The following is a 25943-nucleotide window of genomic DNA, read 5'->3' as shown; positions in this document are numbered from 1 at the left end:
CGTGACAGCGCCGTGACCATTCTGTCGAATTCCAACAAATGACACAATTCGCCAATAATATGCAAACCTAACGGCTGATAAAAAACTTTGTTCATCTGACAACGGAGGCTGTGTGATCACTGGAAACGACCCGATCCTGCTCACCCCGGGACCGCTGACAACCTCACCCGCCACCCGCCAGGCCATGTTGCGCGACTGGGGTTCGTGGGATGCCGCCTTCAACCGGATGACCCAGACCGTGTGCGCCGACCTGGTCGAGATCGTACACGGCGAAAATGATTATGTTTGTGTGCCTTTGCAGGGCAGCGGCACGTTTGCAGTCGAAGCGGCCATCGGCACGCTGGTACCGCGCCAAGGCTGCGTGCTGGTGCCGAACAACGGCGCTTATTGCGTGCGCCTCATCCGCATCCTGCAGCGGATGGGCATTTCGTATGTGGAATTGCCGCTGCGCGAGGATGAGCCGGTCAGCGCGGCGGCGATCGAGGACGCCTTCAACCGCGACTCGCGCATTACCCATGTCGCCCAGGTGCATCTGGAGACGAGCGCGGGCCTGCTCAATCCCCTCGACGATATCGTCGCAGTGTGTCAGCGGCACGGCAAGAGCCTGATTGTCGACGCCATGAGCTCGTTCGGCGCCCTGCCAATCGACCTGCGCAAAGGTGGTATCGACGCGCTGGTGTCGGCCAGCGGCAAATGTCTGGAGGGCGTGCCGGGTATGGGCTTTGTGATTGTGCGCCGCAGCGTGCTGGAAGCCGCCGCGGGCCGTTCGCCGTCGCTCGCGCTCGATCTGCAGGACCAATGCGCGTACATGCAGAAGACCACGCAGTGGCGTTTCACGCCGCCCACACACGTTGTCGCCGCGCTGCGCAGCGCGCTCGACCAGTTCCTCGCGCAAGGCGGCCAGCCCGCCCGCGGCGCGCGCTACATGCGCAACTGTGCGGCACTGATCGAGGACATGAGGGCGCTCGGTTTCGAGCCGTTTCTGAAGCCGGAAGTGCAGGCGCCGGTCATCGTGACCTTCCACGCGCCGCGCGATCCGGCGTGGAATTTTGCGGATTTCTATGCGGCCGTGCGCGAGGCAGGTTATGTGTTGTATCCAGGCAAGCTGACCCAGGTGGAGACCTTCCGGGTGGGCTGTATCGGCGCGATCGACGCCAACGAAATGCACAACGCGGTCGCTGCGATTGGCCGCACGCTGGCCTGCCTCGGGCTGAGCGTTAAATGAGACTGCCGCGCGCAGGGGCACCCAGGAATCGATCAAGCGATCAGAAGTTCCGGCCCACGCGCGGCGATCGCCTTGGCGAGCGTGCGGTCCGGCGCCAGCTCGGTCACCAGATAACGCGCGCTTTCGAAGCCGTTGATACGGACCGGCGTGACCCGTCCAAACTTAGAGTTGTCCGCGACGACTACCACCAGGTTTGCAGCCGAAATCATCCGGCTACGCACCTCGGCGGCCATGCGCGTGTAATCGGTGAGACAGGCATCCGGTGAAATACCGCCCGCGCCGACGAAGGAGAAATCCGCGTGGTACTGCGTCAATTGATGCACCGTGTCGAGGCCGAACGTAGCGTCCTCGTTCTCGGAGAGCTCGCCGCCCAGCAAGGTGACGCGATTGTCGTTCCGGCGGCCCAGTAACAGCGCGATGCGCCAGTCATTCGTATACACGGTAAGGCGGTGCCGCCCGGTCAGTGCCCGCGCCACAGCTTGCGTGGTGCTACCCGAGTCGATGATGAGCGAAGCGCCGTCCGGTACCAGTTCGGCCGCGCGTTCGCCGATAGCCCGCTTGGCACCGGCATTGGCCGCTTCGCGAACGTCCAGATCCGGCTCGCGGCGGTCGCCCGACAGCGCGCCGCCGTGAGTCGTCACGATCAGGCCGCGGCCGGCCAGGGTATTCAGATCGCGCCGGATCGTTTCGCGCGACACGTTGAGTTCGCGCACCAGCTCAGCCACCGACAACGCGCCGTTCTTGGTGACTTGCGCGAGAATGTATTGATGACGTTGTTCAGCGAGCATCGGTAGACGGCCGGCAAGCGGCGCACTTAGGTTCAGGAGTGCGCCGTATTGTAGTACGGTAGTAGAAGCCGCGCGAGGATGCGCCTGTTGCGGCGCTTCCCTGCTAACCTCACGGCTCAGGCTGCTTCGCATTGTCCGATGCGCGCTGCGTCACACGATCTGCCCATGCCACCACTGTTTCGCCGATTACTACTGCTTTACCATGCGCTGCGCTTCGGCGCGCGTCTGATCTGGCTCGCGGCGCCACGCGAGCACAAGCTGCACTGGATGATCACGCTCGTGAAGCGTGTGCATGCCACCGAAGGCGGCCGCAACAGCCTGCATAGCATGCTGCCCGCACTGGGGCCGCTCGCCAGCAACTTTGTCCAGACCCTGGCGGAACGCCCGGAACTCGCCACCGGCACCCTGCATGACACTTTCGATGCGATTGGCCGCATGGAAGAGCCGCTGCCTCCGGAGCAGGTCGAGGCCGCGCTCGCGGGCGCGCTCGGGCGCCCGCTGACGGGACTCTTCGCGCAGATCGACCTGATCCCGGCGAAGAGCGGTTTCGCCGAACAGACCCACGTCGCCCGCCTTGCCGTGCCGGTGAACGGCCACCGTGACATTGCGATCAAGTTCGTCCGGGCGGCCCAGATCCAGCAGATCGGCGACGAACTCGCATTGCTGCGCTGGGTGGCGCGCTGGCTGGAAAAACTCTCCGGCAGCGCGCGCCGCCTGCAGGTCCGCGCGCTCGCGCAGTCTTTCACCGAGGACGTGCTGCGGCGCTTCGACCTGCGTGCCGAGGCCGCCAATCTGAGTCAGACGGGCCATCACTTCGAAGGCGACAAGCGCCTTGCCGTGCCGGAGGTGATCTGGGAGTTATGCAGCACGCATACGCTGGCGGTGCAGCACATCGAGACGCTGGCGGCTACCGACCTCCCCGGCCTGCTCGAGCATCGCGTCAAGCTCGCGGCACTGGCGACGCACCTTGTCGAGGTTGTCACCGAGCAGGCCTTCGAGCACGGCTTCTTTCACGCGACGTTCGACTCCGCGCATGTACGCGTGAGCATCGAACCCGACACGCTCGGCCGCATCGTGCTAGCCGAATTTGCCGCGATGTCGAGTCTCTCCTCGCACGAACGCGAATTCTTCGTGCATGGCGCCACGGCCCTGTTCGATCAGGACTACGCGCGCCTCGCCGAGCTGCATCACGACGCCGGCCACGTCGACCAAACAACCCGCACGGAGGTGCTGGAAGCCGAGCTGCGCCGACGCAGCGAAGCGCATTTCGCGGCCGAGCCCGAGGACCGCACGGCGGGCGCGCTGTTTCATCATCTGCTGCATGCGGTGCAGCCCTTCGAAGGCACCGTATCGCCGCGGCTCGCGACCGCCCAGCGCTCGTTTGAACAGGCGGAGATGCTGGCGCGCGCCCTGCATCCGGGCGTCGATACATGGAATGTGGCACGCACGGTGCTGGCCGGCATCGCGCAGCGTGATATCGACCATCGCGGCTGGATCAAACGCATCGCCCAGGAGTTGCCGCACCTGGCGCATATGTTGCCGCGCGTGCCGCAACTCGCGGTGCGCTACCTGCAGCACCAGCATGACACGGGCGGCTCGCGGCAGCAGGCGCATCTGATGCGCGAGCTCGGGGTTGAATACCGGCGCACGCGGATCCTGCTGTGGGCCTGCGCTGTGTGCGGAGGTCTGCTGGGCGCAGGGGTCGTGCTGTTGTCACACTGAGTTTCAGCAGGCGTTGCGCTCAGACCCGCAGGCGTCTTGCCGGAGCTGCGCCGCCAAGACCGACCGCGGTGGCACCTTGGGCGCCGCATCTACCGCACGGCGCGACGCCGTGATCATTCTGTAAGAAATCTTTTTTGCCCTCCACGGAATAACGCCGGGAAGACGGTGTTCGCCCTCTGATACCGCGCTGGGAGCGGTGCGTGCATGGCCGTGCTTCCGGATCGCAGCACGCGCTTTGGCGCCCCCTCCAGCGTGAATTGCCACCAACGATGAGATTGCTTTGAGTCACACCACGATTCAACCCGTCTGGGTTCGCGTCACACACTGGATTAATGCGCTAGCCGTCGTTCTGATGGTGATGAGCGGCTGGCAGGTCTACGACGCCTCGCCCATCTTTCCGGCCGTGCAGTTTCCACCGGCCATCACGTTGGGCGGCTGGCTAGGCGGTGCATTGCTGTGGCACTTCGCGGTCATGTGGCTGCTGGTGGCGAATTTCCTCGTCTACCTCGCGCTCAATATTGCTTCAGGACGGCTGCGCCGGAAACTGCTGCCGCTCAGTATCAAATCGCTCGCCGCCGATACGCTCGCGGCCCTGCGCGGCCGCCTCACTCATGGCGACCTGAGCCGTTACAACGCTATCCAGAAGCTGGCCTATCTGATTGTCATCGTCGATATCGTCATGTTGGTGCTGTCGGGACTGGCTGTCTGGAAGTCCGTGCAGTTTCCGCTGCTGCGCACCTTGATGGACGGATATGACAACGCGCGCGTCGTGCATTTCGTCTGTATGAGCGTGCTTGTGGCCTTCTTTGCCGTGCACGTCGTGATGGTCGCGCTGGTGCCGCGCTCCCTGCTTCTGATGATTCGGGGACGGTAGCCATGGCGATTCGCAAACGCAACGGCGAACCCGGCGCGACGCTATCGTCCCATGCCGACTCCATCATCAAGGATGCCCACAAGGAATTGAAGGACCCGGCGCGCCGTCTGCTCGGCAAGCGGATTCTCTCGCTCGGAGGACTCGCCTTGTTGTCCGGCTGCGATCTGAGCAGCGACAAGTCGGTCAATACGATGTTGCGCAGGATCTCGTTCTTCAACGACGACGTGCAGGCCCTGCTGTTCGACCCGAACAAGATGGCGCCGACCTATCCGGAATCGATGATCACGCGGCCGTTTCCATTTAACGCGTTCTATGACATCGACGATGTGCCCGAGGTCGACGCGGCCACGTACCGGCTTCAGGTAGGCGGTCGTGCAAACGGCAAACGGGTGTGGACGCTCGACGAGCTGCACGCCCTGCCGCAGCAGGACCAGATCACCCGGCACATCTGCATTGAAGGATGGAGCGCGATCGGCCGCTGGGGCGGCGTGCGCTTTGCCGATTTCCTCAAACGCGCCGGCGCGGACACGACGGCACGCTATGTGTCATTGCATTGCGCGGACAACTACTGGACGAGCATCGACATGCCCACTGCCCTGCACGCGCAGACGCTGCTCACGCTCACCTACGACGGCCAGGTGCTGCCGCCGAAATACGGCTTTCCGATGAAGCTGCGCATGCCCACCAAGCTCGGCTACAAGAATCCCAAACATATCGTCGCGATCACCGTGACGAACGATTACCCCGGTGGTTACTGGGAGAACCAGGGCTACAACTGGTTCGGCGGTTCCTGAGCAGCATCCCTTTCTTCAACTGACAACACTGCACGGAGATTCCATGTCTATCCGCCTGAAACTCGGCGTTTCGCTTGCTGCGCTCGCTTTCGCGAGCGTCGCGCTTGCCCAGACGCCTGCTGTCAAACCCTCGCGCATTCGCGGCGAAATCGTCTCGCTCAACGGCGACGTCCTGCAGGTGCATCGTCGCAGCGGCGATACGGTTTCTATCAACGTGGCGCCCACTGTCGGCATCTCGGCGGTCAAGGCGATGCAACTTGCCGACATCAAGCAAGGCTCGTTCATCGGCACGGCCGCCACCACGGGGACCGACGGCAAGCTGACCGCCACCGAAGTGGTGGTGTTTCCGGAATCGGCGCGCGGCACCGGCGAAGGCCACTATGCATGGGACCTGGGTCCCAACAGCTCGATGACAAACGCGAACGTCGATACGGTTGTTGAAGGCACCAGCGGCCGCGATCTGAAGCTGTCGTACAAAGGTGGCAACAATGTGGTGACGGTACCGGAGAACGTGCCTATCGTGACGTTCACGCCGGCAGCACGCACGGACCTGACGCCGGGCAAAAAGGTGTTCGTGGTCGCGACACCTGCGGCGCAGGGCGCATTTGTGGCGCAACGGGTAGTGGTCGAAAAGGATGGCGTCGCGCCGCCGATGTAATAGCCGGCAGTATGCTGTTTGGCAAATGAATGGCCCGGAGCATTCCGGGCCATTCTTGTTTCCGCTTCAGGCGGCGATGCTAATGATCCGCCAGCATGGCGATGCTTCGCTCAGATGACGCTCAGGTTTCGAGCGTCGCATCCATGGTGATGGTGGCTTTCAGCACTTTCGACACCGGGCAACCCGCTTTGGCATCCGCCGTGGCTTTTTCGAACGCAGCCCGGTCGCCACCGGGGATTTTCACTTTGACGTCCAGATGGACGGCGGTAATCGCGAAGCCACCGTCGGCCTTGTCGAGCGTCAGGGTTGCCGTGGTGCCGATGCGTTCCGGCTTGATGCCCACCTTGCCCAGTTCAGCCGACAGCGCCATCGAGAAGCACCCAGCATGGGCAGCCGCGATGAGCTCTTCCGGGTTGGTGCCGATACCGTCCTCGAAACGCGTCGCAAACGAATACTGGGTGTCCTTCAGAACCCCGCTATCAGTAGAAATCGTACCCTTACCGTCCTGCAGGCCGCCTTGCCAGACCGCTGATGCCTTGCGCTTCATCGCTCTCTCCAATTTGTGCCCTGCCGGTGTTGCCGTGCATTCGACCATGACGCCCGCCGCAACGGTCCAGCCCGGGTTTCTTGCGGCATCGGCATCGATCGAGAGTGCTACGCAGCGCGACAGGCGCGGGCGTAGACCGGACTTCATGATAGGCGCTTCTTGGAGTCGACGTCGGCCAATGTGAGGCTCGAAGCTGGGCCGAGTGGAGTGGCTTGGCGGTGGGAGTGGGACTGGTTGAGAAGGGGGTTCACCGTCTAGACCCAAGGTAGAACGCGTCGGGCGAATTATCCCTTCTGATTAGATCGTGAGGTATAAATTTGACCAAGCCCTGCTTATACCCTACCATTTAATCCTAAGGTATAAGGAACGGATCGCCATGGTCGATTTCCACAACGACGCACTCCAGACGCTCTACTCTTCGGTCACCGAGCGCGCAAGCACGCAGGCGCTCGTGCCGCTGCATTCGCCCGGCTCCGCCGCCAAAAAGACCGTCGACGGGAAAACATACACCTACTGGAGGGTGTATCTGGCGTCGGGAAAACACAAGGAAACCTCGCTGGGCCGCGCCGGAGAACCGGCTACCGAGGCTGCGCTCGAAGCGAAACTGCTCGAAAGCGCGGAGATGCGCACCTTGGGCGCGGATGTGCAGGTTCTGCGCAAGGCAGGTTTCGCGGCTGCCGACAATTCTTCGGCGCTCACCATCGCCACGCTCTTCAACGCTGGGATCTTCGGCCACGGCGGCGTGCTGGTCGGTTCCCATGCGTTTGGCTCGCTGCTGAATAGCCTCGGTGTCCGGCTACCTGCGAACTACCGCACAGAGGACATCGACATCGGCAGCGCGGGCACTATTTCCGTGGCAATCCCGGAAGAGCGCAGCTTTCTGGATATCCTGCGTGAGAGCAGCCTGCCCTTTCTCGAAGTACCGGAACTGGACTCGCGTAAGCCCTCCACCTCATTCAAGGCGCGTGGACAGCCCCTCAAGGTGGACTTGCTCGTGCCGGGCACGGAGGCGTACGAGACGAAGGCGCTGCCCCACTTGCGCGCTTATGCAACCGGGTTACCGCACTTCAGGTATTTAATGTCGAACCCTGCACCCGGCTTTGTGCTTGGCAAGGAACACGCGATCCCGGTGATGTTGCCAGACCCAGCGAGATTCGCCCTTCACAAGCTGATCGTCAGCACCCTGCGTACGGCGTCGCACGCGCTCAAGGCGGACAAGGACCGCCGGCAGGCCGCCGTGTTGATCGACGCGCTCGTCGAGAAGTTTCCGGAGTGGTTGTCGTCCGCTGTCGACGGACTGGAGAAGTCCGCGCGTCCGCGGGTCGCGATGGCCGCCACCCACGCGCTGAACTTGGTGCCCGACTTGTCGGAACGGGCTCAGGACTTCTTGGCGGATCTGGGCGCGGGCGCGTAGCCTGGGGCGAAATTCAAGTGCTTCACGTGGATGACGTGGGGCGCTCACGGCTCGCGGGTATCGCCCTTCCTCACTCCGCAAACGGCAACGTTTCCTGCCCTTGCGCCCGCATATCGAACACATTCAGCGTCATGGCGACGAGCGCGTAATAGCCGAGCAAGCCGACCAGATTGATGGTGACCTCATGCCCGAAGCGCGTCACGGCGGCCGCATAAGTCGCATCGGACACGCGCTTCGTGTCATATAGCTCGCTAGCAAAAGCGTAGATCAGCGCATCGTCGGAATTGGCGAAAGACGGCTGCCGCCCCAGACGAATTGCCTCGGCGTCAACCTGCGCGACACCCGCTTCGAGCGCGATCGGATAGTGGATATACCACTCGGCCTGGGCCTGCCAGCGCGCCGCCGTCACCAGAATCGCCAGTTCCGACAGGCGCAGCGGCAAGCCCGTGCGGTAGCGGCAGAACGCACCCAGTCGTTGGGCCTGCTGCGCAAGCTCGGGACTGTGAATCCAGCCCAGGAACGGGCCGTTGAGGTTGCCACGCGGACCGGACAGGATCTCGTCGAGTACGGCCTTCTGCTCTGGCGTGGCATTCGATGCGTCGAAACGCGGCGAACGGTCAGTCATGAAAACTCCCGCAAATAATGAAGCGCCCGTCGGCGATTACGCTGCAGCGCGCACGCCGGTTGAAACCAGCGCACCGTCGATCGCGTCGGTGAGACGGCTGACGATATTGTCGATATCGTGCGCCGTGCAGATAAACGGCGGCGCGAGCAAAACATGATCGCCGCTCTTGCCGTCGACCGTGCCGCCCATCGGATATACCATCAGGCCACGCGCAAACGCCTCACGCTTGATTGCGGCATGCAGTTTGAGCTTCGCATCGAATGGGATCTTGGACGCACGATCCTGAACCAGTTCAACGCCGACGAACAAACCACGCCCGCGCACATCGCCGATATACGGATGCTGCGCATAGTGCTCGCGAAGTTGTGCACGCAACTGTTCGCCACGCGCCTGAACGTTGTCCAGCAGCTTGTCTTCGGCAATCACGCGCTGCACTTCGAGTGCGGCGGCGCACGCCGTTGCATGCCCGATATACGTATGACCATGCTGGAAAAAGCCCGAGCCGCCGACGATCGTGTCGAAAACGCGCTTGCTGACCAGCGTCGCGCCAATCGGCTGATAACCGGCTCCAAGACCCTTGGCGATGGTCAGCAGATCGGGGGCCACGCCATCCTCTTCGCATGCGTACAGATAGCCGGTGCGCCCCATTCCCGACATGATCTCGTCGAGAATCAATAGCACACCATAGCGGTCGCAGACCGCGCGAATCTTGCGAAAATACTCGCGTACCGGCGGCACGGCGCCGGCGGTTGCGCCCACCACCGTCTCCGCGACGAAGGCCGCCACCGTGTCGGCGCCGAGTTCGAGGATCTTCTCTTCCAACTCATCGGCAAGCCGTTGCGCAAAGGCCTCTTCGGTTTCATCAGCGCGCTGTTCGCGATACGCGTAGCACGGGCTCACATGATGCGCTTCGATCAGGATGGGCAGGAACGGCTCGCGGCGCCATGCATTGCCGCCAATCGCCAGCGCACCCAACGTATTGCCGTGATAGCTCTGACGCCGCGCGATGAAATGACGGCGCTGCGGTTCACCCTTCTCGACGAAATACTGGCGCGCCAGCTTCAGCGCCGCCTCAATCGCCTCCGAGCCGCCCGACACAAAATACACGTGATCCAGGCCCTGCGGCGCGCTCGCCACCAGCCGGTCCGCGAGTTCTTCCGCCACTTGCGTCGTAAAGAACGAGGTGTGCGCGTAAGGCAATTGCTGGGACTGGCGCTTGATCGCATCGATCACGCGCTGGTTACTATGGCCGAGGCACGAGACCGCGGCCCCGCCGGATGCATCGATATAGCGCTTGCCGGTGGAATCGATAATTTCGATGCCGTCGCCCGCTACGGCGACCGGCAGTGTTTGCTTCGGTGCACGGTGAAACACGGTAGACATAGGATTCCTTATCGCGTGATCGCGGTCAAAAGGCGGCGTTCGAATGCGTCGCCAAGGGAATAAAAGTGTCGAAGGCACAATGCCCTTGGCGATAGACCTGCATCGCCACACCGTCTGTTTCGATGCGAAACAGTGCTGTGGCCAAGGTGTTTTCGTCGTCGGGATCGCGTGGATCGTCACGGTAAATAGGCAGGCCAGTGGGCGCCCGGTCTTGCAGTACGCGTAGCAACGCGTCATCTGCAACCGGCGTGCGAAGCGCCGGCAGCAGAGCGTCGACGCGTGTCTGGCGATCGCGCGACGAGTCGGTCACGATTTGCGCTTCGCTGTCGCAACCGTCGTGAATCAGGTGATTCGCGTGACCGAACCGCGGCGTATCGGCGACCAACGAGCAGCGTCGCACGGTTGCTTCGATACTCAACAGGCGGGTGTCGCCCACGCACCCGAGCGTGTGATGAAAGCCGCTGGCACGCGGCGCGTCGCTCAGCAGCTTGACGGCTTCGTCGAGTGAACGCGTGTCGAGCACGGCGCGTGCGAGGATCATGCGCGGCACACCCGCAGCAGGTGTGCGGATGCGCAGATTGTTGATAGCCTGCACGAGGCCGGCGCGGTTGGCGGCAAAAGTATGTCCGGGCAGCGAGCCCGGATAATAGAAACTCACGAAGCCTGGCTTGCCGACAGGCTGAACGTCCACGAGGAAGCACCGTTCGCGCAGATACGGATCGCCGTCTTCATTGTGCGCGATGAAACGTGCGTTGCCCGAAACCGCCGCGAGCGTCGTGCAGCCGTCCGGTGCGTTGTGGATCAGCTCGCCACGGCAATTCCACAGAAACACGTCTTCCATTGGCCATCCGAGGCCTGCCGCCATGCCCTCGAGTTCAGCGACCATCGCGGGGAAGTGCACTTCAGCCGCACGGCGCAGCGCCTCAACAAACGGGTGGCCGCGCCACCGGCTAACCCGTTGCCATGCGGCGCTTTGCTGCATGTACGGCGCCATGATTGGCCGCGCCAGCTCCCCCAACCTGTATCCGATGTCATCCGGACGGCCGGTGACACGAAAAAGACTCCATTCCTGCATTGACGGTTATGCCTCGCTAAAACCCTGTTTGTCCTCGCGCCGCATTGGCGTGCCAACCACAACCGCTCGCCTGTGCAGCAAAGTGAATGGATGCCGTCAGTACTCGTGGCATCCATTCACCATTCCATTCGAATATATACCTCTCAACAACATATGTTGTCAACCGACTTAAAAATGCATCGAATGAAGCGGAAGAGTTGGCGTTGGTGAGATTGGTGAGCATAGTGGGCCAGTCGCGGCAACTTGCGTGTGCTTACGGGTGGCCCGTGGTTTAGTCGAGCCTCCACCGCGCGGTGCCCCTCCGCAATTTGCGCCTAGCCGGTGTGCGCTGCGCTCATCCGTGACAGGTCTGCGCTGTGCGAGCGCAGCCACGCGTACCACGCGTCCATCCCCTCACCGGTCTGCGCCGACACCTGCAGGATTTCAATCGCCGGATTGACGCGGCGTGCGTATTCGATGCAACGTGCCACGTCGAAATTCAGATGCGGCAGCAGATCGATCTTGTTCAACAACAGCAGTCCACTGGCGCGGAACATGTGTGGATACTTCACCGGCTTATCCTCGCCCTCCGTCACCGAAAGAATCAGCACTTTCTGTTGCTCGCCGAGATCGAACAACGCCGGACACACCAGATTGCCCACGTTCTCGATCATCACAACCGAGCGTAGCGGCGGGTCAAGTTGAGTGAGGGCGCGGGACACCATCCCGGCGTCCAGATGACAGCCCGTGCCGGTGTTGATCTGGACTACCCGGGTCCCCGTCGCACGAATACGCTCGGCGTCGTTGAGCGTGGCCTGATCGCCTTCGATCACCGTCAGCGGCAGCGTATCGCCCAGGTCGCGGATTGTGCGTTCGAGCAGCGTGGTTTTGCCGGCACCGGGCGAACTCACGAGATTCAAGGCGAGGATCGAGCGTCCCGCGAGCCAGCCCCGATTGCGTTCGGCCAGCAACTGGTTTTTCGCCAGAATGTCCTGTTCCAGCGTGACCGAAGTTCCGTGTTCACGGGCATGGGCGTGGGCGGGTTCTAGTGCAAGTGCTTCGCTGGACGGGTGTGGGTGTGTATGCGGATGTTCGTGCTCGTGTATGTGGTCGTGTGTGTGCTGATGGTCGCGGGAGTGGGCATGGTCGTGCGTATTTTGGTGGTCATGAGCATGCTCATGGGGATGCGCATGATCGTGCATATGTTCATGGCCGTGCGAGTGTTCATGAATATGTTCGTGCTCGTGGACTTTGTCGTGCCCCTGTTCGTGCTCGTGGTCATGCGGATGAGCGTGCTCTGCATCCTGCTGCTGTTCGGCCACATCCGCTGGCCTTACCCGCCCCTGCTCCCGCTCGTCCAGATCGGTCACAGTCGCAGCTTGCGTCTCATTGCATCCACATGTCGTACACATCACATTACCTCCATCTGCCTGATCTTCAGTTGCTGCCCCGAAATCAGCTCGAGGTCGACACTGCCGCATTCGCACTGGCCGAACGGCTCCGCGAGGGCCAGCGTCGCGCCGCAAGCAAGACAACGCGCCTGCCCCGGTGTTTCGATAATCTCCAGCGTCGCACCTTCCACCAGCGTATCGCGTGCACACACGTCAAAGCAGAAGCGGATCGCATCGGGCATCACCGCCGACAGTTGGCCGATTTCAAGTGTCACGCGCATCACACGCGCGCCCTTCGCCTGTTCGGCGCAGATTTCGACGACGCTGCTGGCAATGCTCATCTCATGCACAACGCGCCTCCTCGAAGCCGCACTCGTGCGCGTTGGTGAATACCTCCAGACGCTAACAGATGCGCGGCAACTGCTCGCCAACCAGCATATCGACAATGCGCTGCCCACCGAACACCGTGTGCAACACGACCAGGCCGCCTGGCCCCTCTTCAACTTCACCGATCGCCGCTGCCTCGCGGCCCAGCGGATGCGTGCGCATTGCGGCCAGAACCCTGGCGGCAGCATGTGACGGCACGACCGCGACCAGTTTCCCTTCATTGGCAAGATAAAGCGGATCGAGCCCGAGAATCTCGCAAGCACCTTTCACTTCTTCGCGCAGCGGCACATCTGCCTCGCGAATCCGGATAGTCACGTTCGAACTCTGCGCGAATTCGTTGAGCACTGTCGCCACCCCGCCCCGTGTAGCATCGCGCAGGCAGTGGATCTGGGGGCAAGCATTCAGCATCACGGTAATCAGCCCGTTGAGCGGAGCGCAATCGCTTTCTACATCGGATTCGAGTGCAAGCTGCTGGCGCGCCACCAGAATCGCCGCACCATGATCGCCGAGATAGCCGTTGACGATCACGACGTCGCCGGGCCGCGCATAGCGCGCGGAGACCGACACGTCACGACGCACCACACCGATACCAGCGGTGTTGATAAAAAGCTTGTCCGCGCAACCACGCTCCACGACCTTGGTATCCCCCGTCACGACGGCGACGCCCGCGACGAGCGCAACGCGCTGCATACTGGCCGCGACCCGCCGCAAGCTTTCGACGGCAAAGCCCTCCTCGATCACCACGCTGCAGGACAGGAAAAGCGGCGTCGCGCCGGACACCGCGAGGTCATTGACCGTGCCGGACACCGCCAGCGTGCCGATATCGCCGCCCGGAAAAAACAGCGGATCGACGACGTAACTGTCGGTCGTGAAAGCGAGGCGGTCGCCGTATGCGGCGAGCTGCGCCAGCGGCACCACCGCCTGATCTTCCAGCGCCGCGAGCATAGGATTGTCGAAGGTCGAGACGAACACGTCCTCGATCAGATCGCGCATCGCCCGGCCGCCGCTGCCGTGGGCAAGATTGACCGATGCGTCGCGGATATGCGCGACGCGACGTGGCGTTGACACGGCGCCATCTGCAGATGCTGCGGGCGCGCTCGCAGGCGCAGTAGCATCGATAGCGTTGGTGGCACGTTCGTTCATCAACGGCCACCTCGTTCCATGGTTTCGGGCACCACCACGCTTGCGTGCGCGGCCGCGCCACGTCCCCCGCCCTTGCGCTCGAGCCGTGAGGTATCGATACGTCCATAGTTGTAATACGCGGCACAGGCACCCTCGCTCGACACCATCAACGAGCCGAGCGGCGATTCCGGCGTACAGGCAGTACCGAAGACCTTGCACTGATGCGGTTTGATCACACCCTTCAGCACCTCGCCACATTGGCAAGCCTTAGGATCGGCGATCTTGATGTTCGGTACATCGAACTTGCGTTCCGCATCGAAGGCCGCAAACGTATCGCGGATCCGCACACCGGAATGATCGATCGATCCTAGCCCACGCCACTCGAAAAATTCACGCAATTCAAAGACCTGCTGGATCGCCGACAGCGCCTGCGCATTGCCGTGCTCCGAGACGATGCGGCCGTACTGGTTCTCCACCTCGCAACGCCCTTCGGCAATCTGCCGCAGCACCATCCACATCGACTGCAGCACATCGAGCGGCTCGAAGCCCGCTACCGTAATCGGCTTGCGGTAGTGTTGCGCGATAAAGTCATATGGGCGTGTGCCGATGACCATACTCACGTGGCCTGGACCCAGGAACCCGTCGAGATGCAGGTCGGGCGAATCGAGAATCGCCTTGACGGTCGGGATGATCGTAATGTGATTGCAGAACAGCGAAAAATTCTTGAGGTTCTGCGCCTTCGCCTGCAATATGGTCATCGCCGTGCTGGGCATTGTGGTCTCGAAGCCGAGGCCGAAAAAAATCACCTCGCTCGCTGGATTGCTCTGTGCAATTTTCAACGCATCGAGCGGCGAGTACACCATGCGCACGTCTGCGCCATCCGCTTTGGCCTTCAGCAGGCTTTTCTTCGAACCCGGCACGCGCATCGCATCGCCGAAGGTGGTAAAGATCACCCCCGGGTGTTCGGCGAGCGCTACGCAATCGTCGACGCGGCCCATCGGCAGCACGCAAACGGGACAACCAGGCCCATGAACGAACTCCACGGCATCGGGCAAAAGCTGCTGGATGCCATAACGAAAAATCGTATGCGTGTGGCCGCCGCATACTTCCATGATTTGCAGCGGCCGCTGTTTGGCGCGCTCGATCCGCGCCACAATTGCGCGAATTTCCTTCGCCAACGCCTGAGCCTTATGCGGATCACGGAATTCGTCGACGTATTTCATCGCTGTGCTCCTTGCGCCAGACCACCGCGCTCGTCGGCCAGCAGCGTATGCACCAGGTCCCATAGGATGTGGTAAATCGCGACGTGCGTTTCCTGTACGCGATGGATGCTATCGCTCGGCACTACCAGGCAATGATCGAGGTCGGGGCTTGCGGCCATCTTCCCGCCATCATGTCCCGAGAGGCCAATCGTCAGCAGCCCCATTACGCGTGCCTTGGTAAAGGCCGCCAGCAGATTTTCGGAGTTGCCGCTCGTCGACACGCCGATCAGCGCATCGCCACGCCGCGCCTGCGCCACCAGTTGCCGGACGAAAATGTGCGAGAAGCCGACGTCGTTGCCCACTGCCGTCATCATCGCCGTATCTGCGACAAGATTGATCGCGGTCAGTGCCACCCGGCCCGTGGTGACAGGGTGCAGAAACTCGACGGCAATATGCGCGGCGTCGCAACTCGACCCGCCGTTGCCCATCGTAAAGAGCCGCCCGTCATGCCGATAAACGCTGGCGATTGCATGCGCCACCGCGACCACGGCGGGCCCGTTCGCCTCAAAAAAGCGCCGTTTGGTGTCGACGCTGTCCTGCGCCTTCAGATGGACCGATTCCAGCAGCGCAGCTTCGAGCTTGTCCGCGTCCTGCCTGCCTCCATGCAGGAAAGGATAGAGCCCTTGTAGTGATTCATGTTCGGGCATGATGTATCTCCGTGACTTGCTCCTCGTGCCTCCGAATGCTCTCAGCCTCTGCTGCGCCCGCCGCTCTTTTCCGTACTTACTGCGCATTCCTTCCAGGCTGTAGCTTCAAGACGCGCGCGCACACGGCTAAGCCACGCCGCGTAACTCATCGAATTCGGCTTGGGCCACGCCCAATTCATGCAGCAATGCCAGCGTGCGGGCCGCTTCATCTTCGTCAAGCCGGCTCATTGCGAAACCGACATGCACCAACACCCATTCGCCGACACACGCCTCCGCATCTCGCTCCTCATCGACGATAAACGCAATATTGATGACGCGCCGCACACCGCCGACATTGACAAGCGCCAGAAGGTTCGCAGCATCGGTAATCTCGACGATTTGTCCGGGAATGCCCAGGCACATGTTGCTCTCCATTGAGACTGCGTTGATCGCTGGGCTATCGCGCAAGCCGTCGTGCCGCAGCGACGACGGCCTGTCCGAGCGACAAACCGCCATCGTTGGGCGGCACCTGACGGTGAGACAGCACGCGCAAACCCACGGCGGCCAGCCGTCCGGCAACCTGCTCGAGCAAAATGCGGTTCTGGAACACGCCCCCAGATAGCGCGACCGCCGGGGCCGCAGCACGCACGCTCAGATGCGTGAAGGGAGCGTTATCGCCCTCGCTGCCGTGATCGATCAACTCGTCCGCCAGCAACTCGATCATCTGCACAATCGCGATTGCCAACCCCTTATGAAAGCGCGCAGCGATCACAGAAACCGGCGTGTCGCGCAGCAGGTCGTCAAGCAGGCCCTCCCACATTTGTTGCGGGTCGACGCAACGCAGACCCGCCTCCCCAGCATGCGCCAGTCCGAACGAATACGCCAGCGCGTCATCCTCCTCGCGTAACGTGCTTTCGTCGACGAGCGCCTCGAATTCCACTGCGGCCTGTCCTTCATACAGCACGCGCTCCCGGCACAGCCCTGCCGCAGCGGCCACCGCATCGAATAGCCTGCCCACGGAGCTCGCCAGTGGGCTATTGACGCCTTGTGCAATCATCGTGTCGAGCATGTCGCGCGGACGAGCGGCGAGAAAGCGCTGCAATTCCAACGTGGCATAGCGCTGTGCGAACTCATCCCAGCCGAACGCCGCCACCAGATGCGCATAGGTATTGCGCCACGGCTCATAGATTGCCCGCGCGCCACCTGGCATCGCCACAGGTTTGAACATTCCCAGCCGGATAAACTCGCGATAGCCCGCCAACATGAATTCGCCGCCCCAAAGCGTGCCGTCTGCGCCGTAGCCGAGGCCATCGAGCGCGACACCCAGCACCGGGCGCGCGTCGAGCGGAATACCGTTCTCCGCCATGCACGAGGCAATATGCGCGTGGTGATGCTGTACCTCTTCAAGCGGCCAATCTCGTGCTTCCGCCAGATCGAAGCCAATCTTGCGTGACAGATATTCGGGGTGCAGATCGAGTGCCACCGCGCGTGGCTCATGCTCGAACAGTGTCAGATATTGAGCGACGGAGCGACGGTAGTCGGCATACGTCAATGCATCTTCGAGATCGCCCATGTGGTGCGAGACGATTGCCTGACCATCGCGGCTCAGGCAAAAGGTGTTCTTCAGTTCGCCACCCATCGCGAGGATCGCCGGTGTTTCCTCGAAGCCCGGCGGCAAAACCAGTGGCGCGGGTGCATAACCTCGCGCACGGCGCAGCACACGCGGCGCACCGAGCACCACGCGCGTCACGGAATCGTCAACCCGCCGTGCAACATCGCGGTTGTGCATCAGGAAGACGTCGGCAATACGCCCAAGGCGTGCCCTCGCATCGGCATTGTCGATACATTGTGGTTCGTCGCTGGTGTTGCCGCTCGTCAGCACGAGGGGCCGGTCGAATGACGCAATCAGCAGATGATGCAAAGGCGTGGACGGCAGCATAAAACCGAGCGTGTTCACACCGGGCGCTACGCTGGGGGCGATATGGCAAGAAGCCTCGCCCATGGGCAGAACCACAATCGGTCCCGCGGCACTTTGCAGTAACGCGCGCTCGACATCATTCACCGCGCAATAGCGGCGAATCATCTCGAGATCCTGCGCCAGCAGCGCAAACGGCTTGCGTTCGCGGCGCTTCAGGCGCCGCAGACGCACAACGGCCGGCTCATTGCTGGCGTCGCAGGCAAGCTGAAACCCGCCTAGCCCTTTGATCGCCACAATCGAGCCAAGCTGCAAAGCAAGACTCGCGGCAGCACACGCATCGGATGGCGACTCCAGCACTGAACCATCCGGCGCCTCGAGCCACGCCCGAGGTCCGCATACGTCACATGCCACCGGCTGCGCATGAAAACGCCGGTCCGCCGGATTCTCGTATTCGCTACGGCAGGCTTCGCACATCGCGAATGCCGCCATCGTCGTATTCGCGCGATCGTAGGGGACCGCGTCGATAATCGACAGCCTCGGGCCGCAGTGCGTGCAATTCGTAAACGGATAGCGATAACGCCGGTTCGCCGGATCGACAATCTCCGCGAGGCAGTCCGCGCAAGTCACGGCATCGGCCACCACGCCCGTCTGCACCGGACCGCCAACGCTTGGCACGATACGGAAATCGTCAACTTCGGCAACCGACACCCATTCATGGCGCTCGATCGCATCGATCCGTGCAAGCGGCGGGCATTCGGCGCGCAAGCGGGCCAAAAACTGCTCCACCGTCCAGACATCGCCACAGGCGTGGATCAGCACGCCATCGCTGTCGTTACGGACATCGCCGCGCAACCCGCAGTCATGCGCGAGCCGCCACACTGTGGGCCGGAAGCCGACACCCTGTACCAGTCCGCGCACGCGGATCTCCTCACCAACCGGACGCACTGGGCCAGACCGGCCGCCAGACGGATGTACGCTAGTGCTCATCACGCTCTCCCCGTCGCAAGCCGCTACATGCTGCGGATGCGCAAATAACGCTTGATATCTTTCGCGTTAGCCAGCAAACCCAGCACAAGAGCCGGCAACACGAGATACTTCAGGAATCCTTTCATCACGCCTCCCTGATACGACACTGCGGCCAAACTTCGACAATACTGCGAAACACCGCAAAACACGGTACTCCGCCGTACAAGCCCCTAAGCCGTGCGCAAGCTCAGCCGCTCCATCGTTTGCGCGATCAGCGTTTCGACCATATCGGCCGCCTGATCGACAACCGCCCCAACCGCAGGGCTAAGGCCCATGCGGCCCTCCTCGCCATTATCGAAACCAAAATCGGCCGGCTCGCAGCCGAGCACCAGAATGTCTTCGCAACCACCACCCAGCATCCGCACCGTTTGCAGCACCTTGGCCGGATCCATTTCGTGAGGTGACATCAGGACCGGCGGTGCGTACGGATCGGCCGCCTCAGCGGTCCCGTCGTCATCTCTCGAAGGTTCGATCAGATAAAGCGTGCCCGGAACGCCGCCGCGCTGCGTTGCATCGATCAGGATCGCGGCATCCACGCCGTCGAGCAGCGCATAACACAGGTCGATCCCACGAATACCGAAGTCCACGATACGTACCTGCACCGCCAATTCGGGCTGCACCTGTACGCCCCCTCTTGCTTCGAGACGCCGCACCACTTCCACGCCGAAGCCGTCGTCGCCGAAAAACACGTTGCCGATACCGGCGACCAGAATGCCGCTCATGCGCGCCTCCCGCCGTCCTTCAAAGGCTCGATCTCGTCCGGTCCAAAGAAGAAGCGATGGCCGGGCATGCGCGCCATGCCGAGGTCCTTGCCGGGATCGTCGTCGATGGTCACGGCCACATGCACGCGATCGTCGAAATCGCGCTCGATCGATTCGATGGTCGCCACCATGCCGCTTAGCGCGATATCGAAGATGTCCGCCCGACACCGCGGATGCAGGCGCACCTGGTCGCCCACCTGAATTTCGACGCCAGCGACGCGCACGCAAGCGAGATGCGGACGCGCATCCAGTTCGGCCCACGGCGAAACCGGTTCGTAGTGCTCGTCCTGAACCGACGCCGCAAAAACATCCCGCCCGTCGACCGGACGGATCTGGCGCATGGTGCCGTGCAATTTCTGCATCTGCTGCGCGTCAAGGCTCTCGGTGCGCGCGAGCAAAGCCCGGGCGCGCTCGTCGGTGCCGACCATCTCGCGCTTTTCGTCGTCTGTCATGGTGAGAATGCGCAACGTCAGAATTTCGTCGATCTCGGTCGAGTCGAACAACTCGCCGGTACTTTCAGGCGCAATCTGCGGGTAGTCGTAGAGAATGATCGGCGACGCGAGCATCGTGTCGGGCCGCACTTCGTCGCCCACCAGCACCGGCCATGCACCGATGTTCTTGCATAAGGCGGCGGCGGCTTCGAGGCCGGCAGGCGGATCGATCGAGGACACGCACTCGCCACCCTTAACCGTCAAGACCGTATGACAGGACACCAACGCATACAGCGAAGCCGCATCGCGTTTGAGCGTTTTCGCCTCGCTCAGCGGGGTTTCGTTCAGGATGCGGTTCGTCACGCGATACACGCCTTCGACCACCCGCTCCGCGGCCAATTCGACCCGCCCCGTGAGTTGGCAGTGCGTGCGCCGTAGCGCGCCGCGTACGGCGCCAGTCTGATCGGTGAGGGTCTCGAGCTCACTGCCAGCGTCGAACGAGAACGCAGTCTCGCGCGGCGCACCAAGCAGTTCGCCAAGCACGATTTCCGGAATGCGGATATGCCGCTCGGCGGCTTCCTGCCAGGGATAATAGCGACGGTCGTCAATATCGAGCCTCAGCACCTCGCGTGAGATCTGCCCAACGGGCGCCGGCGCCCCGTCGTACGAGGCAACCGGCGCCTCCAGCACGACTCGTTCAATCACCTGAAGAAAACCCGGCCGCACGCCAATGCGGGTGCGCGCGTCGCCACGAATCAGAAACTCGCTCTGCATGAGCCAGGGATCGCTACCTGAGGCCTGCGAATAAGCCCTTGGATACACACCGCCAAAGGTCCAGCGCTGGCGGTTCTTCACCGAAGACGGCCGGTAGGGATACAGCATGTACCCCTCGTACAGCACGGCCTGTACCACACTCTCGACCGGAGTCATGAGATATCCTCCTCGATGCCATCGAGCAACCCCGCCACGGCCTGCTCCCAGCTCGCGAAGCCGCGTTGCGATTTGTAGCGCGCAAGCCGGTCGAACACATCTCGTTGCAGACACAACCACACGCCATTCGGGTAGTAGCGCTCCATCATGTCGCGCCATAGCGAGACCGGCAAACGGAACGGTGCTTCCTTGTGCCACGGGATCGGCGCGACCTGCAAGGCATCGTCGGCGTCGCGATAGAACACCGTGCCGCTGAACTGGAGCATCAGCGGAATCTCGCCTTCCTCCAGCGCGTAGAAATACTTGCTCACGGCGACGTTCAGATCGTAGCTGCACGGCACCGGCAGATCGATCGTGCATTCACTGTCGAATGGTGGCACGACGATAGTCGTGTGGGTCCATAGCATCGTGCGCAGAGTATCGCCCCAACGCTCAGGTGTGCCGAACAGATCCTGCAGGCCATCCTGCTCGGGCGCGGTATAGCGGCGTCGGGCTGCCTCGATCTGAATCTGGCATTGCAGCGTGATACTGGCAACCGCTTCGCTTGCGGGCGTCGTAGCCGCTTGGGTCGCCGTGGCCGTGGCCGTCGCCGTGGAAGCGGCAGAGGCAATATGCAGCTTGAACAACAGCAACGGCGCGGCGGCAAACGGCGCGACTTCGGCACGCTCGACAGTGAACGTGAGATCAGGCATGGAGCAAGCCCTCCGGCACACGGCCATGGCGTTTAAGCGCCGTAAAGAAGCCGCGGATTGCCTCCCATACCTGTGCGCCACCCGAAAGGCCACGCCACCGCGCACGGATGAGTCCGGTCAACGCATAGCACTGATCGATCGGCACCCGGTAATACTCGCGAGCGCCTTCGGTACGATTGACCAGCAACGCTTCGACGTCCGGCTGCAATTGCCCGAGCACCGGATTGTCGGCGACGAGTTCGTCCCATGCGGACAGATCGAGCGCCGACTGCGTACCGCCAGCAGGACCTGGGTAGAGGGCCACGACCCGCTTCGCGTCGCTGTCGTGAAAGAAGAACGCAATATCGATTGGAATGGCCAGCGCATCCCACTGCAGGTCCGTCATGCGAAAGCCATCCAGATAGCAGCTGTCTCGCGGTACGGGTCGGTAGTGCGCCCCTTGCTGACTGCCGAACAGCAGCGCGCACGCCCGGCAGCAGCAATACAACTGACGTTTGCTGACTTCGAACAGATGGGGATGATCGGGAAGGATCGGCAAGGCGCACAATCCGCACCGCACCTCCGGCGTTTGGCGCACGAATTGGCGCAACCGCGCCACCCAGCCACTCCCGGTAGCGCCGGCGGGATTCATCGCGCGCCGGCCTCAGTCCGGCTCGTTACATCGGAATGGTTCGGAACAAAGCGCAGCTCATGCACGTTCACCTCGGGCAACCCTGCAATCTCGATGCGCATCGCCTCAGGCGCGGCCTCGAAGATCGCGCGCTCGATTTCCTGCTGCAATTCCGCCACTGTGTTGTGCTTGCCCTGCAAGCGCCCGGACACCTGCACCGCCACCGCCTCTTCGGCGGCGTCGATCAGTTCGATCTGAATGCCTTGCGCACCGAGTAGCGGTCGCATCTTTTCGACGGCGCGCGCCACGCGGGTGGGCAAGTCCTGCGGGTGCAAGCCATGCAAAAGCAGCAGCGCCGACACCTGCGGATCCCGCTCCAGCGCCTCGACCAGCGCGTCATCCAGCGCGCCCGAACTCGCCACAATCTCCATCAACCGCGACAAGCCATTCGTATGCAGATCGAGCACCACCTGCAGCAGCTCTTTGGCGGGTTCCCTTGCGTGCGGATCGTCGAGCGTCTCCAGCGCCGCAATCAACTCTTCGATGCGGCGCTGTTGCGCTTCGCTCGTCCGGGCATCGCTCACTTGTGCGCTCCCTGCATGACGCCGAAGGTCGGCGAATGCGAGGTGTCGATCGTCTTGCCGTTACCGACATACATATGCACGCCGCACGGCAGGCAGGGATCGAAACTGCGCACCGCACGCATGATGTCGATTCCCTTGAACTTGTCCGGACCGTTCTCTTCGAAAATCGGCGTATTCTGCACCGCGTCCTCGTAGGGCCCAGGCGTGCCATAGATATCGCGCGGATTCGCATTCCACGGTGTGGGTGGATACGGGTGATAGTTGGCAATCTTGCCGTCACGAATCACCAGATGATGTGAGAGCACACCGCGCACCGCTTCATGGAAGCCGCAGCCAATCGCTTCCTGCGGCACATTAAACGGCGTGAACGTGCGAGTGCGGCCCGCGTGCAACTCGGCCAGCGCCTGCTCTGCGAAATACAGCGCGGCCGCCGCCGCATAGGCCTGAAAATAGGTGCGTGCGCGATCGCGTTCAATCGCGTTGCTCCACTTCGGAATCTTCCACTCGAACTCCACTTCGGGCTTCAACGCGGTCTTCGGCAAGTAGATCTTGACGCTGTGACCGGTGGCCTTGATATAGCCAATGTCGACCAGGCCCGCCAACGCCGTGGCCCACAGCCTTGCAATTGGACCGCCGCCGGTATCGAGCGCGAGGTGATCGCCGGTGCGTTTGTCGAGCCAGCGTGGCGACATCACCCAGGTGTAATTGCCGTCGAACTTGCGCTTCTGCGGACGCGGCAACGTTGTCTGGTTCCACGGGTGCTTGCGGTCTACCGGATTGCCAAGCGGGTCTGTCTTGACGAAGGTTTCTTCGTGGTCCCAATCGTCGTAATACGAACTGCCCAACAGGATGCGTATATTCAGGTTGATGTCCACCAGATCGGTAGTCACCAGTTCGCCGTCCACTACCACGCCTGGGGTGACGAACATACCGCGGCCCCATTGCGTCATCGTGTTGTAGTTGTAGTCGCACACATTCGGGTCCTGGAACGAACCCCAGCACCCTAGCAAAATGCGGCGGCGCCCCACTTCTTCGTAACCCGGCAGTGCCTCGTAGAAAAAGTCGAACAGGTCGTCGTGCAGCGGCACCACCTTCTTCATGAACTCGACATATTTCATCAGCCGGGTGATGTAATCGGTGAACAACTGAATGGTCGGCACCGTGCCCACGCCACCCGGATAAAGCGTCGATGGGTGAACGTGGCGCCCTTCCATCAGGCAGAACATCTCGCGCGTATAACGGCTCACCATCAGCGTTTCGCGGTAGAACTCGCCGGTAAACGGGTTGAGCGCCCGCATGATGTCGGCAATGGTTTTATAGCCATGTTCAGACGCGTGCGGCGCGGCGGTTTTCTGCGCTTTGTCCCATACGCTGGGGTTGGTCTCCTTGACCATCTGCTCGCAGAAATCCACACCCACCAGGTTGTCCTGGAAGATGTTGTGGTCGAACATATATTCGGCCGCTTCGCCGAGATTGACGATCCATTCGGCAATCACCGGCGGCTTCACGCCATACGCCATGTTTTGCGCGTATACAGAGCAGGTCGCGTGATTGTCGCCACAGATGCCGCAAATGCGGCTCGTAATAAAGTGCGCATCTCGTGGGTCTTTGCCCTTCATAAAGATGCTGTAGCCGCGAAAGATCGACGAGGTGCTGTAACACTCGGCCACCCGCCGGTTCGCAAAATCGATCTTGGTGTAAATACCCAGACTGCCGACAATCCGTGTAATCGGATCCCAATTCATCTCGACCAGTTTGCCCGGCGCCGCCTGGGTGCTCGCCGTGGCTTCGGGTGCGGTAATAGTGGCCATAAATTTCTCCCTGCTGACAAGTCGCATCCCGCCATTCAACGACGGTAACCGGTGGTGAGTTCCGAGCGGTTGTGCCGCCATTTCGGTTCGACGTTGAGCGTGTTGTTGGTCAACTTGCGCAAACTGCGAATCAGCGGACCATAGCTCTTGATCAGATTCGACGAGAGCACTGCCCCGGGAGGCTCGTCCATGAACGGCATGAACTTGTCGGGAAAGCCTGGCATGGTGCAGCCGATACAGATGCCGCCCACATTCGGGCAACCGCCTATACCGGCCATCCAGCCGCGCTTGGGGACATTACATTGCACCACCGGCCCCCAGCAGCCGAGCTTGACAATGCAATTCGGGCTGCCGTATTCGGTCGCGAAAACCGCCTGTTCGTAGGAGCCTGCGCGATCGCAGCCATCATGCACGGTACGTGTAAACAACCACTTGGGCCGTAGCGCATCGTCAAGCGGGATCATCGGCGCGAGACCCGCAAGCTGATACAGCAGATACAGCAGCGTCTCCATGAAGTTGTCCGGCTGCACGGGGCAGCCCGGCACGTTCACGATCGGCAAACCGGCTTTCGACTTCCATTTCCAGCCGAGATAATCGGCCAACCCCATGCAGCCGGTAGGATTGCCTTCCATCGCATGAATACCGCCGTAAGTTGCGCACGTGCCTGCGCCGACCACCGCCAGCGCGCGCGGCGCGAGACGGTCGAGCCATTGGGGAATGGTGATCGGTTCATGCGTATCCGGGTCAGTACCCAAGGCGGCCCAATATCCCTCACGATTAATACGTTCGTTTGGAATCGAGCCTTCCATTACCAGTACGAAGTTCTCCAGTTCACCGCGAGCGGCCTGATGAAAGGGCACGAGAAACTCGTCGCCGTTTTCATACGCCAGCACGGGATTGTGCAGATGAACCTTCGGCAAACCGGGAATCGCACCGAGAATGACATCCTCAATGCTGGGCTGGGTCGCGGCGGTAATGGAAACCGAATCACCGTCGCAGCCGAGGCCCGCGGTAATCCAGATAATGTGAACTTCCTTTAGAGCAGGCGCGTGCTGAGTCTTGCGCCCATACGGAACGCCATCTGCTTCTGCCATGATCGAGCCTCCACTCCTTACCGCGTATTTTTAGGCCGGCAAAGATACGTGGCGGTAACGCACGGAAGTCACGTGTCCAGCAATGGCGCGATTCTCCGCATCAAGCAGATTAAAAGGATCGCTTTTGCTGCATGTATTTTCTGAATTTTGCCCACCGTGATGGGCCGAAAAATCTTTTTCGAGTATAGGTCAGGGATGCCAAATAACCTATGAG

The 25943-nt window shown here is 61.8% G+C and carries 26 protein-coding genes; 6 read left to right on the top strand and 20 right to left on the bottom strand.

Annotated features, from left to right (window positions below; all coding sequences use genetic code 11):
• Positions 1–115: 115 nt before the first annotated feature.
• A complete protein-coding gene (locus tag P3T40_RS15920; RefSeq protein WP_429268734.1) occupies positions 116–1225 on the top strand; it encodes a 2-aminoethylphosphonate--pyruvate transaminase in 1110 nt (369 codons plus the stop codon).
• Positions 1226–1257: 32 nt separating this feature from the next.
• Here P3T40_RS15920 and P3T40_RS15915 read toward each other — a convergent pair whose 3' ends face one another.
• Positions 1258–2013: a DeoR/GlpR family DNA-binding transcription regulator gene (locus P3T40_RS15915; RefSeq protein ID WP_429268733.1), complete on the bottom strand. Its 756-nt coding sequence runs from the start codon at positions 2011–2013 to the stop codon at positions 1258–1260.
• Between the two features lie 165 nt (positions 2014–2178).
• Here P3T40_RS15915 and P3T40_RS15910 point away from each other — a divergent pair, with 165 nt between their 5' ends.
• From P3T40_RS15910 to P3T40_RS15895, 4 genes are all read left to right on the top strand, one after another.
• Positions 2179–3735: an ABC1 kinase family protein gene (locus P3T40_RS15910; protein WP_429268667.1), complete on the top strand. Its 1557-nt coding sequence runs from the start codon at positions 2179–2181 to the stop codon at positions 3733–3735.
• Positions 3736–4015: 280 nt separating this feature from the next.
• On the top strand, positions 4016–4609 hold the full coding sequence (locus tag P3T40_RS15905; protein WP_429268666.1) for a cytochrome b/b6 domain-containing protein: 594 nt from the start codon (positions 4016–4018) through the stop codon (positions 4607–4609).
• A 2-nt stretch (positions 4610–4611) separates the two neighbouring features.
• Positions 4612–5403, top strand: coding sequence for a molybdopterin-dependent oxidoreductase (locus P3T40_RS15900; protein ID WP_429268665.1), 792 nt, complete (start codon positions 4612–4614; stop codon positions 5401–5403).
• Positions 5404–5446: 43 nt separating this feature from the next.
• On the top strand, positions 5447–6061 hold the full coding sequence (locus P3T40_RS15895; protein WP_429268664.1) for a hypothetical protein: 615 nt from the start codon (positions 5447–5449) through the stop codon (positions 6059–6061).
• Positions 6062–6182: 121 nt separating this feature from the next.
• Here the strand turns inward: P3T40_RS15895 and P3T40_RS15890 are convergent, their stop codons facing one another.
• Positions 6183–6608, bottom strand: coding sequence for an OsmC family protein (locus tag P3T40_RS15890; protein ID WP_074295191.1), 426 nt, complete (start codon positions 6606–6608; stop codon positions 6183–6185).
• A gap of 376 nt (positions 6609–6984) precedes the next feature.
• Between P3T40_RS15890 and P3T40_RS15885 the strand changes: the two genes are divergently transcribed.
• A complete protein-coding gene (locus tag P3T40_RS15885; RefSeq protein ID WP_429268663.1) occupies positions 6985–8022 on the top strand; it encodes a GSU2403 family nucleotidyltransferase fold protein in 1038 nt (345 codons plus the stop codon).
• A 70-nt stretch (positions 8023–8092) separates the two neighbouring features.
• Here P3T40_RS15885 and P3T40_RS15880 read toward each other — a convergent pair whose 3' ends face one another.
• The 18 genes from P3T40_RS15880 to P3T40_RS15795 form a co-directional block, all read right to left on the bottom strand.
• Positions 8093–8647, bottom strand: coding sequence for a carboxymuconolactone decarboxylase family protein (locus P3T40_RS15880; RefSeq protein ID WP_429268662.1), 555 nt, complete (start codon positions 8645–8647; stop codon positions 8093–8095).
• Positions 8648–8683: 36 nt separating this feature from the next.
• A complete protein-coding gene (locus P3T40_RS15875) occupies positions 8684–10030 on the bottom strand; it encodes an aspartate aminotransferase family protein (RefSeq protein WP_429268661.1) in 1347 nt (448 codons plus the stop codon).
• Positions 10031–10055: 25 nt separating this feature from the next.
• Positions 10056–11105, bottom strand: a complete 1050-nt coding sequence (locus P3T40_RS15870; protein ID WP_429268660.1) for a C45 family autoproteolytic acyltransferase/hydolase — start codon at positions 11103–11105, stop codon at positions 10056–10058.
• Positions 11106–11419: 314 nt separating this feature from the next.
• Entirely contained in the window at positions 11420–12496 is a 1077-nt protein-coding gene (gene hypB / locus P3T40_RS15865; protein WP_429268659.1) for a hydrogenase nickel incorporation protein HypB, read from the bottom strand.
• Complete coding sequence (locus P3T40_RS15860) at positions 12496–12816, bottom strand: hydrogenase maturation nickel metallochaperone HypA (protein ID WP_429268732.1); 321 nt, start codon at positions 12814–12816, stop codon at positions 12496–12498. The genes hypB and P3T40_RS15860 overlap by 1 nt, the downstream gene beginning before the upstream one ends.
• 61 nt (positions 12817–12877) lie before the next feature.
• Positions 12878–14005: a hydrogenase expression/formation protein HypE gene (gene hypE, locus P3T40_RS15855; RefSeq protein ID WP_429268658.1), complete on the bottom strand. Its 1128-nt coding sequence runs from the start codon at positions 14003–14005 to the stop codon at positions 12878–12880.
• Complete coding sequence (gene hypD, locus P3T40_RS15850) at positions 14005–15207, bottom strand: hydrogenase formation protein HypD (protein WP_429268657.1); 1203 nt, start codon at positions 15205–15207, stop codon at positions 14005–14007. The genes hypE and hypD overlap by 1 nt, the downstream gene beginning before the upstream one ends.
• Positions 15204–15893 carry a D-sedoheptulose-7-phosphate isomerase gene (locus P3T40_RS15845; RefSeq protein WP_429268656.1) on the bottom strand — a complete coding sequence of 230 codons (690 nt, stop codon included), beginning with the start codon at positions 15891–15893 and terminating at the stop codon, positions 15204–15206. Before P3T40_RS15845 ends, hypD begins: the two co-directional genes overlap by 4 nt.
• A gap of 126 nt (positions 15894–16019) precedes the next feature.
• Complete coding sequence (locus P3T40_RS15840) at positions 16020–16295, bottom strand: HypC/HybG/HupF family hydrogenase formation chaperone (protein WP_429268655.1); 276 nt, start codon at positions 16293–16295, stop codon at positions 16020–16022.
• Between the two features lie 34 nt (positions 16296–16329).
• Positions 16330–18777: a carbamoyltransferase HypF gene (gene hypF, locus P3T40_RS15835; RefSeq protein ID WP_429268654.1), complete on the bottom strand. Its 2448-nt coding sequence runs from the start codon at positions 18775–18777 to the stop codon at positions 16330–16332.
• Positions 18778–18800: 23 nt separating this feature from the next.
• On the bottom strand, positions 18801–18902 hold the full coding sequence (locus tag P3T40_RS15830; RefSeq protein WP_429268653.1) for a DUF6893 family small protein: 102 nt from the start codon (positions 18900–18902) through the stop codon (positions 18801–18803).
• A gap of 84 nt (positions 18903–18986) precedes the next feature.
• Positions 18987–19538, bottom strand: coding sequence for a hydrogenase maturation protease (locus P3T40_RS15825; RefSeq protein ID WP_429268652.1), 552 nt, complete (start codon positions 19536–19538; stop codon positions 18987–18989).
• Positions 19535–20938: a hypothetical protein gene (locus P3T40_RS15820; RefSeq protein WP_429268651.1), complete on the bottom strand. Its 1404-nt coding sequence runs from the start codon at positions 20936–20938 to the stop codon at positions 19535–19537. Before P3T40_RS15820 ends, P3T40_RS15825 begins: the two co-directional genes overlap by 4 nt.
• The gene (locus P3T40_RS15815; RefSeq protein ID WP_429268650.1) at positions 20935–21630 is read right to left on the bottom strand and encodes a DUF6084 family protein; all 696 of its coding nucleotides are present in this window, start codon (positions 21628–21630) and stop codon (positions 20935–20937) included. Before P3T40_RS15815 ends, P3T40_RS15820 begins: the two co-directional genes overlap by 4 nt.
• The gene (locus tag P3T40_RS15810; RefSeq protein WP_429268649.1) at positions 21623–22261 is read right to left on the bottom strand and encodes a DUF5947 family protein; all 639 of its coding nucleotides are present in this window, start codon (positions 22259–22261) and stop codon (positions 21623–21625) included. Before P3T40_RS15810 ends, P3T40_RS15815 begins: the two co-directional genes overlap by 8 nt.
• Positions 22258–22824, bottom strand: coding sequence for a NifU family protein (locus P3T40_RS15805; protein ID WP_429268648.1), 567 nt, complete (start codon positions 22822–22824; stop codon positions 22258–22260). Before P3T40_RS15805 ends, P3T40_RS15810 begins: the two co-directional genes overlap by 4 nt.
• Positions 22821–24635, bottom strand: coding sequence for a nickel-dependent hydrogenase large subunit (locus P3T40_RS15800; protein WP_429268647.1), 1815 nt, complete (start codon positions 24633–24635; stop codon positions 22821–22823). Before P3T40_RS15800 ends, P3T40_RS15805 begins: the two co-directional genes overlap by 4 nt.
• A gap of 35 nt (positions 24636–24670) precedes the next feature.
• Entirely contained in the window at positions 24671–25729 is a 1059-nt protein-coding gene (locus P3T40_RS15795) for a hypothetical protein (protein WP_429268646.1), read from the bottom strand.
• Positions 25730–25943 lie beyond the last annotated feature (214 nt).

Source organism: Paraburkholderia sp. EB58 (assembly GCF_050436665.1).
GTDB lineage: Bacteria > Pseudomonadota > Gammaproteobacteria > Burkholderiales > Burkholderiaceae > Paraburkholderia.
The sequence above is the reverse complement of the archived record's forward strand: the minus strand, read 5'-3'. Positions and strand labels throughout refer to the sequence as shown.

Bases quoted from the DNA above. Each gene is read 5' to 3' on its own strand.
- P3T40_RS15915 (WP_429268733.1), bottom strand. From the start codon at position 2,013: ATGCTCGCTGAACAACGTCATCAATACATTCTCGCGCAAGTCACCAAG.
- P3T40_RS15910 (WP_429268667.1), top strand. From the start codon at position 2,179: ATGCCACCACTGTTTCGCCGATTACTACTGCTTTACCATGCGCTGCGC.
- P3T40_RS15900 (WP_429268665.1), top strand. From the start codon at position 4,612: ATGGCGATTCGCAAACGCAACGGCGAACCCGGCGCGACGCTATCGTCC.
- P3T40_RS15895 (WP_429268664.1), top strand. From the start codon at position 5,447: ATGTCTATCCGCCTGAAACTCGGCGTTTCGCTTGCTGCGCTCGCTTTC.
- P3T40_RS15890 (WP_074295191.1), bottom strand. From the start codon at position 6,608: ATGAAGCGCAAGGCATCAGCGGTCTGGCAAGGCGGCCTGCAGGACGGT.
- P3T40_RS15885 (WP_429268663.1), top strand. From the start codon at position 6,985: ATGGTCGATTTCCACAACGACGCACTCCAGACGCTCTACTCTTCGGTC.
- P3T40_RS15880 (WP_429268662.1), bottom strand. From the start codon at position 8,647: ATGACTGACCGTTCGCCGCGTTTCGACGCATCGAATGCCACGCCAGAG.
- P3T40_RS15875 (WP_429268661.1), bottom strand. From the start codon at position 10,030: ATGTCTACCGTGTTTCACCGTGCACCGAAGCAAACACTGCCGGTCGCC.
- P3T40_RS15870 (WP_429268660.1), bottom strand. From the start codon at position 11,105: ATGCAGGAATGGAGTCTTTTTCGTGTCACCGGCCGTCCGGATGACATC.
- hypB (WP_429268659.1), bottom strand. From the start codon at position 12,496: ATGTGTACGACATGTGGATGCAATGAGACGCAAGCTGCGACTGTGACC.
- P3T40_RS15860 (WP_429268732.1), bottom strand. From the start codon at position 12,816: ATGAGCATTGCCAGCAGCGTCGTCGAAATCTGCGCCGAACAGGCGAAG.
- hypE (WP_429268658.1), bottom strand. From the start codon at position 14,005: ATGAACGAACGTGCCACCAACGCTATCGATGCTACTGCGCCTGCGAGC.
- hypD (WP_429268657.1), bottom strand. From the start codon at position 15,207: ATGAAATACGTCGACGAATTCCGTGATCCGCATAAGGCTCAGGCGTTG.
- P3T40_RS15845 (WP_429268656.1), bottom strand. From the start codon at position 15,893: ATGCCCGAACATGAATCACTACAAGGGCTCTATCCTTTCCTGCATGGA.
- P3T40_RS15840 (WP_429268655.1), bottom strand. From the start codon at position 16,295: ATGTGCCTGGGCATTCCCGGACAAATCGTCGAGATTACCGATGCTGCG.
- hypF (WP_429268654.1), bottom strand. From the start codon at position 18,777: ATGAGCACTAGCGTACATCCGTCTGGCGGCCGGTCTGGCCCAGTGCGT.
- P3T40_RS15830 (WP_429268653.1), bottom strand. From the start codon at position 18,902: ATGAAAGGATTCCTGAAGTATCTCGTGTTGCCGGCTCTTGTGCTGGGT.
- P3T40_RS15825 (WP_429268652.1), bottom strand. From the start codon at position 19,538: ATGAGCGGCATTCTGGTCGCCGGTATCGGCAACGTGTTTTTCGGCGAC.
- P3T40_RS15820 (WP_429268651.1), bottom strand. From the start codon at position 20,938: ATGACTCCGGTCGAGAGTGTGGTACAGGCCGTGCTGTACGAGGGGTAC.
- P3T40_RS15815 (WP_429268650.1), bottom strand. From the start codon at position 21,630: ATGCCTGATCTCACGTTCACTGTCGAGCGTGCCGAAGTCGCGCCGTTT.
- P3T40_RS15810 (WP_429268649.1), bottom strand. From the start codon at position 22,261: ATGAATCCCGCCGGCGCTACCGGGAGTGGCTGGGTGGCGCGGTTGCGC.
- P3T40_RS15800 (WP_429268647.1), bottom strand. From the start codon at position 24,635: ATGGCCACTATTACCGCACCCGAAGCCACGGCGAGCACCCAGGCGGCG.
- P3T40_RS15795 (WP_429268646.1), bottom strand. From the start codon at position 25,729: ATGGCAGAAGCAGATGGCGTTCCGTATGGGCGCAAGACTCAGCACGCG.